Raw genomic sequence first — 11,223 nt, 5'->3', positions numbered from 1 at the left:
TTGACAGCCGATTCGCCGTCATGTGGATAAGTGGCGGGTTGTGGACAACTCGCCACGCAGCGCACGTCCCCCGGCGAGTTCCGCACCGCCGCCGGCTGCCGGTCGGCCCGTCGAACGGGCACGTCACAGCGACCAACGGACCGGCCGGGGCGACGAGAAACCCCGATCTCGGCACGGTGGGAAATCACCGGGAGCACGACTTACTCTTCGTCCGGTGCGTCGGGGAAGGCCTGCTGCTGATAGCCACCGCGCAGAGTGCCCTCCAGATACGCGGCCCGGCACGCCCGGCGCGCCAGCTTGCCGCTCGAGGTCCGCGGAATCGAACCCGCGGGCACCAGCAGCACATCGCGCACGGTCACGCCGTGCCGCTGCGACAGCGCACCGCGCACCGCGTCGGCGATCGGCTGCGGATCGGCCTTGTGCGCGCCCGGCCCCCGCTCGGCCACGATCACCAACTGCTCGGAGGCATCGTCGGCGTCGTACTTCAGACCGGCGTGGCTGTCGGCGGCGAAGACCTCGGCCGGCAGCTGATTGGCCGGCACCGAGAACGCCGCGATGAAGCCCGGGCGCAGCATCTTGCTGGCCTCCTGCGCGGAGAACTCGAGGTCCTGCGGGTAGTGATTGCGGCCGTCGACGATCACCAGGTCCTTGACGCGGCCGGTGATGTACAACTCGCCATCGACGTAGACGCCGTAATCACCGGTGCGCAGCCAGATCGCGTCGTCGGGGGTGCCCGCGGCGTGCGAGCCCTCGGCTTGGCGGTTGGTCAGCAGGTTCTTGAAGGTCTTGCGAGTTTCCTCCTCGCGACCCCAGTAGCCGATGCCGATGTTGTTGCCGTGCAACCAGATTTCGCCGACGCGGCCCTCGGGCAGCTCCTGCGCGCCCTCGGGGTCGTCGATCGATTCCGGGTCGACGATCGCGGCCCACTGCGACAGCGCGATATAGCCACAGCTCACCTGCGCGATGGCGTTCGGCGCGCCCTGGTCGACCTTCACCACACGTCCGGCGTTGAGCTCGTTGCGGTCGACGTAGATGACCTTGGCCTCGTCCTCGGCCCGCGTCGCGGAGACGAACAGCGTCGCCTCGGCCATGCCGTAGCAGGGCTTGATCGCGGTCTTCGGCAGCCCGTAGGGGGCGAAGGCCTCGTTGAACTTCTTCATCGACGAGGTGGTCACCGGCTCACTGCCGTTGATCAGGCCGATCACGTTCGACAGATCCAGCGTTTCGCCGTTCTTCGGCAGACCGCGCGCCGCGGCGTGCTCGAAGGCGAAGTTCGGCGCGGCGGCGAAGGTGCCGGCGCCGTCGGACACCGCGGCGAGCTCGGAGATCCAGCGGCCCGGACGCCGGACGAAGGCGCTCGGCGACATGATGGTGATGTACTTGCCGCCGATGGCCGGCAGGATCACGCACAGCAGGCCCATGTCGTGGTACAGCGGCAGCCAGGTGACACCGCGCGAATTCCAGTCCAGGTTGATGGCGTTGACCATCTGCAGCAGGTTGGTGCCGACCGCGCGGTGGGTGATCTCCACACCGGCCGGGGTCCGGGTCGAACCCGAGGTGTACTGCAGGTAGGCGATGTCGTCGACGGCCAGATCCGGCCGCACCCAGGACTCGCCGAGGGTGTCGGGCACCGCGTCGACGGCGATGATGCGCGGACGCTGCGCGGCCGGCAGCGGCCGGAAGAACTGGCGCACGCCGGCGGCCGAGGAGCTGGCCGTCAGAATCGCCGACGGCTTGCAGTCGCCCAGTACGGCGTGCAGCCGGTCGGTGTGGCCCGGCTCGTCCGGATCGAACAGCGGCACGGCGATGGTGCCGGCGTAGATGGCGGCGAAGAAGGAGATCACATAGTCCAGGCCCTGCGGCGCCAGAATCGCCACCCGGTCGCCCGGCTTGGTCACCTGTTGCAGGCGAGCGGCCACCGCGCGCAGCCGGACGCCGAATTCCTTCCAGGTCAGGTCCTGGTACTCCCCGTCGCGCTCGCGGGAGTAGTCGATATAGCGATACGCAAGATCGTTCGCATCGTTGCGGGTGTGCTTCTCGACGTAATCGACCAGGGTGCGGCCCTCGGGAATTCTGATGTTCCCGGTTTCGTCCAGGTAATCGTCGAAAGTCTCGTCCGTCATTCCTTCTCCTCCGAGGCACACGCAGCACGGCGACATGGCCGCTGTTACCTGTGAGGCCCCGACTCTCTTTCACCCGCGGCCGCTCTGTGGTGCGAGAGCTTGCCTGCAGCTTTTTCCGGTGGTCTGCGCGGTGACCACCTATCGGCTAGATGTACTCGAGCCAGGGACATGTTACAGAGCAGGCCCCGAAGCGGTCTCCGGAGCGAGCCGAACGATTCCCCGGCTTGCACGGTGGCGGCTCGCTACGGCTCCTCTCGCAGCAAGGGGATCACCGGTGCGAAAGCATCCATCTGGGTCGGAAACACTCCGACATAGGACATCGATGTCAATCGCCGCACGTTACGGATCTGCTCGGCGATCTCCTCGAATGTGCCGATGGCCACATAGGGCGAATTCAGGATGTCTTCCACCGACAGCTGGACGTCGACCTCGAGATCCGGGTGCAAACCCTTGTCGAGGGCGGCCAACGCCATCTCGGCCGTGCGCTCGCGATCGTCGGTGATCACGACGGCGGTGACGGTCCAGTTGAGTTCGATCTCGGGGAACCGGTCCCCGGCGGCCTCCTTGATGAGATTCACCTTCTCGATGGTCTTCTCGAGGGTGATTCCCGACAGCAGGCCCTTACCGGTCTTGGTCGTGCGCGGCACCACCGAGATGATGTCGGCGTGCTTGGCGGCCAGCCGCAACATCTTGGGGCCGCCACCACCGGTCACCAGCGGCGGGCGGGGACCCTGCCGCGGCCGCGGCGTGCCTTTGATGCCACGCACCTGATAGTGCTTGCCCTCGAAATGGCATTCCTGCCCGCGCAGGAGCACATCCAGAATGGTCAGCGCCTCGTCCAGCTTCTCCAACCGCACGCCCGGCGATTCGTAGGGCAGACCGGCGGCGTCGAATTCGCTCTTGATCCAGCCCGCGCCGACACCGAGTTCGAGCCGTCCGCGCGAGAGCACGTCGATCGTCGCGGCATCCTTGGCCAGCACCACCGGATGCCGGAAACCGTTGGCCAGCACCGAGGTTCCGATCCGGATACGGTCGGTGGCCACGGCGAGCGCGCCGAGTGCGGCGATCGGCCCGACTTGGGGTCCGAGGTGGTCCGGAATCGCGAAGGAGTCGTATCCGTATTCCTCGGCCTGCTGGGCGAGCTTGACGAATTTCCGCGCACCGCCCTCCTGCTGATTTCCCTCACCTGCAGCAGCGAATCGGAACGCGCGCGCCGGAACACCCAGCGCTGTCATCTCGACACCGCTGGTCGCGCCGGCGGCGGCGGCTTCTGTCATGAACTCTCTGCTCCTGGCTGTGCGGATGTGCGCTGTGGCGCGATCATCGCTGCACTTTACAGCCTTCACCAAAATCTGAGTGACCCTCGGGTTTACTTTTTTTCCGGGACCTCCGGCGACCCCGGTCACCGCTGGTCGTCAGCTGTGCGGCGGGTGGGGGGCGTCCTTGATCAGACCCTCGGCCCAGGCGGTCGCCCACTGGGTGGCGGTGGTGCCCTGATCGTCCACCTGGAAGGTGTTGTAGAGACTGTGCACCGGATTGCCGACGGCATGCACCAGGGTCATCAGGCTGGGCACGATATTCAGCGGATTCAGCGCCTGCGGCGGGGCGTCGCAGATCAGATCCCCGGGAGCGCAGATGGTGTTCGTGCGCCCGGCCAGCGCACCGAACCCGCCGCGCGGACCGGTCATCGTGATGCCCGGAACCGACAGGCCCTTCAACGCGACCTCCGCGCCCACGCCGGGCGGGGAAACCCCGATCTCACCGGGCTGCCCGGGACCGTTCACGCGACGGCCGTCGGCGATCAGCGTGACGCCGAGCACCCGGTCGGCGGCGACCGGACCCTGCCCGGCGCCGATCTGAGCCGCGATATCACCGGCGATCACTGCGCCCTGGGAGAATCCGGCGATCACATAGTTGGTGAGCGGGCAGTTCTTCGACATATCGGTCAGCTCCGCCAGCGCACGCTGGGTGCCCTCGGACCGGCTGTTGTTGTAGGACGACTGGCCGTCCGGCGGAATCGCGATCGGATTCGAGAATTGCGCGACGTAGGGAACGGTGTAGACGTCGAGCCGGGACTCCGGGAACTGCTGCCGCACGGGGTTGGTCACATGCAGCATCAACGACGCCGGATTGGCCGACGGATCGTGCGGATCGTCGTTGCTGTTCGACTCCCAGGTGCCGGGAATCGCCAGTAACTGCACATCCGGGCAGGACGCCGGCTGGCTGCTGGGTGCACCCGGTTTGGGCGGTCCCGGCTTCGGGACGTGCAACCGGCCCGCGAGCACGAACCACAGCACCAGCGCCACGATCGCCACCAGGACCGCGATCAGCACGAACAGCAGACAACCCGGCCGCCGGTTGCGGCCGCGACCGCCCCCGGCATATCCGGAACGACGTCGCGCGTTCACTTGTTGCAGTAGGACTGGGTCGCGACGTCGATGTAGATCTGGCCCGCCTGTTCAACCGACATCTTCTGCGGATCGAAGGACGGGTCGGTGCCCGCCATCGCGTTCACGAACGTCTTGACCTCCTGATCGGAGGCGCCGCTCGCCTTGCTCTGGCAGACGTAGTTGGCCGCGGTGATCGCGATGTCCGGGCTGGACGGATTCACCCCGCGCTTCTTCAACTCGTCCAGATAGGCCTGATCCTTCGCCGACAACTGCGTGGTGTCGCCCGAGTTCGGCTGCGCCGGCTCCGGACGCTCGTTCGCGGTGCTGGTGACCGGGGCCTGTTCCTGAGTGGGCTCGGGCGCCGCCTGCGCGCTGCTCGGCGCACTCTGCGCGGGCGCGACCGTGGCGGTCGTATGGGACGGCTTCAAGGTGGGCGTGCTCGACGCCGTGGAATCGTTACCGCCGCAGGCGGCCAGTAATCCGGTGGCCGCCAGCGCGACCACGATGCCGGCGACCTTGCCACCAGCGATGTACCGTTCTCCGACCGGGCGGGTCCGAAGCATGAATCGTGTCCTCGATCTAGTTCGCTAAAGGCTAGAGCTTGTTCCAAGGCCTAGCAGGTCGCGCTCCAGGTTAACGGCAACCGGCGCGGACAGGGATCCCATGGCCGGAACCCTCATCAACCACTTAAAGGTGATTTATCGCCCTAGGCCCCGTGCACCTCGGGGGGTTTGCCGTCGCGCACGACGACGAATCCGGTCTGGAAATTCTGCTGGACGCCGCCGGGCACCGGGAACTCGTCACTGATCGGATAGCCGAGCTTGCCGTTCTCGAAGCCCTGCTGGCCCCACGCGTCCATCATCGGGCCGTTGCGCACGGCCCACGCCCCGGAGAGCGGACTCCAGTAGATGTTGCCGCCCTCGAATTTGCTGTAGCGGCCCAGATCCTTGGTCGGCTGCTCCTCGGCCGCCGGGAAACCGAGCCAGCTGTTCTCGAAGCCCATCTGCGCGTACTTGCCGAGAATCATGCCCTGCACCCGGTGCGCCCCGGTCTTGTCGCTGAAGTACATCGGCCCGCCCTGGAAGCCCTGCACCACGCCGTCCTTGTTCGGCGTCCTAACCTCCGGCCCGGTCGGATAGCCGGCGGGGCCGCGTTCGAAGCCCTGCCGCTCCCATTCGGCCAGAATCGCCCCGCGGATCACCTGGGCGCCGGTCTGCGGCGTCCAATAGACCGAACCGCCCTGGAAGGTCTGGAAGCGGCCCTGACCGTCCGGCAGCGGCTGTTCGGCGGAGGTGGGCAGGCCCAGTGGGCCACCCGGGCCGGCCGTCGCCTGATAGGTCCCGCCGATCGCTCCCGCCACGGCGTGGGCGCCGGTGGCCTGCGACCAGAACATCCGGCCGCCCTTGAAGTCCTGCGCGCTGCCGTTGGTCACCTGGTATTCGCCGGTGACGCAATCACCCAGCCACTTGTCGATCTGCACGGCCGCGGCGACCGCGCCGTTCACCGCGCACGCCGGTTTGTCGGCCTCCACGCCGAGCGCGGCCGCGGCCTGTGGCCACGACTGCCGCATTTCGAAATCCCAGTACGGCCACGAATGTGTGCCGGAGGGGCGGTAATTGGCCTGTACCGGAATTGACAGCTTGTTCAACTTGTCGACGAAGTTCTGACTGGTCAACCGGGACAGCATCTCCAGGCCCATCCCCGCGTAATTGGTGCTGATGCCAGGGATGTCGGAAGGCTTGTCGTAGGCGCCCGTGGTGCCGCTGCCGGCGGAGACGTACATACTGACGCCCTTGAGCTTGGGCGCCAGCTGATACGGATCGTGCTCGGACCACTCGGCATTCGTCGGCGGCCCCCACATGGCGTTGGCGTCGAATCCGCCGGCGTCGCGCATCGCGAACATGATCGCCTGGGGCATACCGACACTCGTGGTGGTCAGGAAACCCGAATAGGAGGCCGCGTACTTCACCCAGCCGGGGTTGCGCCCGGCCAGGAACATCGCGGCCGTACCGCCCATCGAAAGCCCCTCCACCCCATGCGCATCGGTGGCGCGCCACTGGTTCTCCAGCAGGGGCGGCAGTTCCTTGGTCAGGAAGGTTTCCCACTTGTAGTTCTTGCCGTTGTCCTGCTGCACCCAGTCGGAATAGAAGCTCGACTGACCGCCGATCGGCAGCACCACGGTGACGTTCTTGTCCGCGTAGAAGTCGACGGCGCCGGCATCCTTGGTCCAGCCGCTCTCGTCGTCCTCGGCACGCAGGCCGTCGAGCATGAACAGCAGCGGGAATCGCGCGTCCGGACGGGAATTCCAGTCCCGGGCCAGCAGCAGTTGCACCTGGACCGGCGCACCCATGGACGGCGAGTTCACCCACAACGCGACGCGACGCTCGGTCAGCCAGACGACCTTCTCGACGGTCGCCCCGGCCGGGGCCGGCACCGCGGCGGGTTCGGCGAATGCCGGGAGCGGTGCGACGGCGATCCCGGAGGCGATCGGCACGACGACGGCGGCGGCCAGCATCGCGAGCCGTCGCCTGCCCCAACGGCCGCGACGCAGCGTCCCCCGGCTACCGGAAACCACACCTGCCACAGGAGTGTTGTACCGCGCCGAGGCCGCTCGAGGCGGTAGGACGCGCGGACAGCAAACCTGAGAAATGGCAGCGCACAAGGCAACCTGGGACCGCCCGCAACACATCGGCGCCGCGCAGATCGGATCTGCGCGGCGCCGAGTTCAGTTGCTGTTGCGGCCCTTGATCAGGCGTTCAGTGCGGCCAGGATGCCCGTACGAGCCTTGGCCAGCTCGTCCTGCCAGTAGAGCCAGGCGTGGGTGCCGGTGGGCGGGAAATCGTAGGCGGCCGGGATGCCCAGCGAGTCCAGTCGCGCCTTGAACGAGTGGGTGCTGACCATCGAGATCAACTCGATGCCCATGGCGTTACCGGTATTGAACGCACCGACGAGGCCGTTCGGGTGGTCGTACTGACCCGGCAGACCACTGGCGGCCGAGATGTACATCGGCAGACCACGCAGCTGCGGCGCGAACACCATCGGGTCCGAACGCAGCCACTGCGGGCTCCACGGCGCGGCCATCGAATCGACGTTGAAGCGGCCGGCATCGAGCATCATCACGCGAATCGCCTCGCGCATACCCGGGGCGTTCCAGTTCAGCGGGCCCGAGAAGGAGGCCGCGTACTTGAACTGGTCGCGGTGGAATGCCGCCAGGCGCAACGCCGCCGGACCACTCATCGACAGACCGGCGACCGCGTAGTTGGTCCGCTCCACGCCGTAATTGCTGAGGAAGTCCGGAAGTTCCTTGGTGAGGAAGGTTTCCCACTTGTAGGTGAACTTCTGGCCGTTGGTGTTGCTCGGGCCCTGCCAGTCGGCGTACCAGCTGGACTGGCCACCCACCGGCATCACCAGGGTGACGTTGTCGTTGCCGAACATCTGCTGCGCGTTGGTCTCGAACGACCACGCGTTGCGGTCGTCGCGAGCACGCAGGCCGTCCAGCAGCAGCAGGGCGGCGTTACCGCCGTTGCGCGCCCACTGCACCTGCACCTTGATGGGGCCCATGCTCGACGGAACCATCAGTTCGTCGTAGCCGCCCGCGGGTGTCTGATGCACGGGTGCGTGAACGGGAGCGGCGATGGCGGCCGGAGCCATGATGCCCGCCGCGATCGGGAGTGCCATCGCGGCACCCGCAGCGAGAAGACGTGTGCGCCAACCACGCTGAGCGCCTCGCCGCCCTCTGGGGGCTGACTCCGGCGCGAGCGCCGAATGCGAAACCGGCGCGGCCGACCTGCCGAAACGCATGGATACTGCTCTCTTTCTGCTGCTGTCTGCTGTTGTCGCCGCGCCACGACCACTTCCGTCAGCGACGGCATGATCTGCGCTCACGTCGAACCCGACCTTTCGACATGAGCGACGCCGCGGCTACGAACGGTCACACTTGCGCTCGCTGGACGATATTCGACCGCCCAATCGTTAGCAACACGGACCCCGCCGGGTGGCTGAAATCCGCCCGTGCGCCATTCGTAATCGTGCAGTGACCCTATCGCGTCCGCACGGAAATGACAGTGTGAAATGACGAATCAACTAGTGCGCCGGTGAATTTCACCAGGAAACGCCCAACATGCCACGGGCCCCGGCGGTTTCGGCCGGGGCCCGTGGGTGGAGGATGTTCAGCCGATATTCGCCGAAAGGTCCGGAATCATCCGGTATACCTCGGCCTGCCAGTTGAACCAGTCGTGCACACCGACATTCGGGAACGAATACACCACGTTGGTCGCGCCCAGCGTCATCATCCGTACCTGGAAGGCACGGGTATTCGCCAAGGCCAGCACCTCCAGCGGCGCACCGCGCATGATGTGGTCGGCCGCCGCCGGTAGGGGCAGGCCCAAGTCCTCCTGAGACGGCACACCGCTGCCGGCGGCAATCCAGAGCCGAGTGTTGTCGGCGATCAAGCGGGGAGCGAAGACGAAGGGGTCCATCCGCAGCCACTGCGGGCCCCACGGCGGAGCCATCGAATCGACGTTGTAACCACCGGCGTCGATCATCGCCATCCGAATCGCCTCGCGCATACCGGGGGCGGAATTGTTCAGATAACCCGAGAACGATCCGGCGAAGCTGAACTGGTCCGGGTGATACGCCGCCAGCGTCAACGCGGCGCTACCGCCCATCGACAATCCGAAGGCGCCGTTGCGACTACCCCGGAAGCCGAGCCGATCCCGCAGGGCACTGCGCAACTGAACGGTCAGGAACGTCTCCCAGTCGTAGCGATAGTCCTTCCCCGGCCCGCCCAGGAATGTCTCGGTCGCACCGGATCCGGTGTTGACCGAACCGAAATTGCCCGGCGGGACGCCGAAGAACGAGCTGGGCGCATTCCAGTCCGCGTAGAAACTGGATTGGCCGCCGACCGGCATCACGACGTTGATATTCCAATCGGTCAGGACCTGGGCGACATTCGTCTCGATCTCCCAGCCATTGAGCGTCTGCGGCGCCCGCAAACCGTCGAGCGCGTAGACCACACGATCGGTGTTGCCGTCCTTCGCCCGGAAAACCCGGGACTTGACCGCACCCATGACCGGCGAATCCACCCAGAAGTCGAACCCCGACGGGTCGAATGCCGCCGACGCGCTCGCGCCGTTGCCGAGAACCGAAACTCCCAGCGGCAGCAACAGGGCCAATGCCATGCCCAACGCCGAGCGCCTGAGCCACGAACCGGACCTACCTCCGAGTGACGGCTTCCTGTGCGCAAATCGCATCGACACGACCTTTCACCTGAAGCGGCGGTCGCACCCGATCCCACACCGCACGAGCCACCGCTCATTCCGGACAACACAGACACAAGCGTTCCGGCGAAGGCACTCGCCGCTGTACTGAGGGTTCTTCGATACCAATCGAGTATCGGTGATCCGGTAGCGCGACCAAATGATTCAACACGGAAATAGTCCGAAAGGTGATCTGCGGCACAGGTCGGATACGACGCAGCCCCGCAGCGGAAGTCCGCTGCGGGGCTGCGAGTCGTGCTGAGATCAGCCGATATTGGCCGACATATCCGGGAGCATCCGGTAGACCTCGTCCTCCCAGTTGTGCCAGTTGTGCACACCCACATTCGGGAAGTCGTAGGTGACGTTGCCGGCGCCCAGGGTCATCATGCGAACCTGGAAGGCGCGGGTGTTGGCCAGCGCCAAGGCCTCCAGCGGCGATCCCTGGATGATGTCGAGCGGGGCGACCGCGTCCTGCGCCGACGGAATGCCGCTGCCGGCCGCGACCCACAGTCGAGTGTTGTTGGCCTTCAACCGCGGTGCGAACACGAACGGATCCATCCGCAACCACTGCGGGCCCCACGGCGGTGCCATCGCGTCGATGTTGTACCCACCGGCGCTCAGCATCGCCACGCGCATGGCCTCACGCATACCCGGCGCCGAGATGTTCAGGTAGCCCGAGAACGAGCCGGCGTAGCTGAACTGGTCCGGGTGGTACGCGGCCAGTGTCAGGGCGGCGCTACCACCCATCGACAGGCCGAAGACGCCGTTGCGGTGCGAGCTGAAGCCCATCCGCGCGCCCAGGGCGTTGGGCAGATCCTGGGTGAGGAAGCTTTCCCACTTGTAGGTGTTGACCTTGCCCAGCGTCTCGTTGTAGTTCGAGGAACCGGTCATCGCGGAGCCGGTCGAGGCCGAGCCGGACGAGCCGACCGAGCCGGTATCGATGCCGAAGAAGTTGCTCGGCGCGTTCCAGTCGGCGTAGAAGCTCGACGGACCGCCGACCGGCATCACCACGTTGATGTTGGCGTTGACCAACGCCGGGATGATGTTGGTTTCCTTCTCCCAGCCGCTGATGTCGCCTTGGGCGCGCATACCGTCGAGGGCGTACACCACCCGTCCGGTGTTGCCGTCGGCCGCACGGAAGATGCGCGACTTGATCGGGCCCATCGACGAATCGACCCAGAAGTCGATACCCGTCGGATTGAACGCCGCGGCCGCATGTCCGGCCTCTGCCACCGACACCCCGAACGGCAGCAACGTCGCCAAGGCAACGCCCACCGCGGACCGCTTGAGCCATCCGGTTCGATGAGGCGCCGACGGCTGCTGCGACCGTCTCCGACGTCTCTGCTGCACCCATCGCACAGTCACGCCTCGCATACCCTGTCCGGCCTTTCCCGTAGCGCGGCCCGTCCGACCGCTGTTCTTCTCTGCGAATGATCACCCGTGCGCATGCGG

The 11,223-nt window shown here is 66.4% G+C and carries 8 protein-coding genes; all 8 read right to left on the bottom strand.

The window, feature by feature from the left end:
• Positions 1–200: 200 nt before the first annotated feature.
• The 8 genes from fadD32 to RJ03_RS00595 all read right to left on the bottom strand — a co-directional run bounded on the left by fadD32 (position 201) and on the right by RJ03_RS00595 (position 11,046).
• Positions 201–2,123 (bottom strand): long-chain-fatty-acid--AMP ligase FadD32, encoded by a 1,923-nt coding sequence (gene fadD32, locus RJ03_RS00630; RefSeq protein WP_036497023.1) that lies wholly within the window; start codon positions 2,121–2,123, stop codon positions 201–203.
• A 242-nt stretch (positions 2,124–2,365) separates the two neighbouring features.
• Entirely contained in the window at positions 2,366–3,400 is a 1,035-nt protein-coding gene (locus tag RJ03_RS00625; protein ID WP_036497022.1) for an LLM class F420-dependent oxidoreductase, read from the bottom strand.
• A gap of 138 nt (positions 3,401–3,538) precedes the next feature.
• Positions 3,539–4,531, bottom strand: coding sequence for a cutinase family protein (locus RJ03_RS00620; protein ID WP_051024089.1), 993 nt, complete (start codon positions 4,529–4,531; stop codon positions 3,539–3,541).
• The gene (locus RJ03_RS00615; RefSeq protein ID WP_051024088.1) at positions 4,528–5,076 is read right to left on the bottom strand and encodes a DUF732 domain-containing protein; all 549 of its coding nucleotides are present in this window, start codon (positions 5,074–5,076) and stop codon (positions 4,528–4,530) included. Before RJ03_RS00615 ends, RJ03_RS00620 begins: the two co-directional genes overlap by 4 nt.
• A gap of 143 nt (positions 5,077–5,219) precedes the next feature.
• Entirely contained in the window at positions 5,220–7,028 is a 1,809-nt protein-coding gene (locus tag RJ03_RS00610; RefSeq protein WP_036497021.1) for an alpha/beta hydrolase-fold protein, read from the bottom strand.
• Between the two features lie 233 nt (positions 7,029–7,261).
• Positions 7,262–8,191 (bottom strand): alpha/beta hydrolase, encoded by a 930-nt coding sequence (locus tag RJ03_RS00605; protein ID WP_036497019.1) that lies wholly within the window; start codon positions 8,189–8,191, stop codon positions 7,262–7,264.
• A gap of 491 nt (positions 8,192–8,682) precedes the next feature.
• Positions 8,683–9,693 (bottom strand): alpha/beta hydrolase, encoded by a 1,011-nt coding sequence (locus RJ03_RS00600; protein WP_036497018.1) that lies wholly within the window; start codon positions 9,691–9,693, stop codon positions 8,683–8,685.
• A gap of 342 nt (positions 9,694–10,035) precedes the next feature.
• Entirely contained in the window at positions 10,036–11,046 is a 1,011-nt protein-coding gene (locus RJ03_RS00595; RefSeq protein ID WP_036497017.1) for an alpha/beta hydrolase, read from the bottom strand.
• Between the last annotated feature and the right edge of the window lie 177 nt (positions 11,047–11,223).

Source organism: Nocardia aobensis NBRC 100429, from assembly GCF_000308375.1.
GTDB classification, from domain to species: Bacteria; Actinomycetota; Actinomycetes; order Mycobacteriales; family Mycobacteriaceae; genus Nocardia; species Nocardia aobensis.
This window is presented reverse-complemented; position numbering and strand designations above follow the sequence as displayed.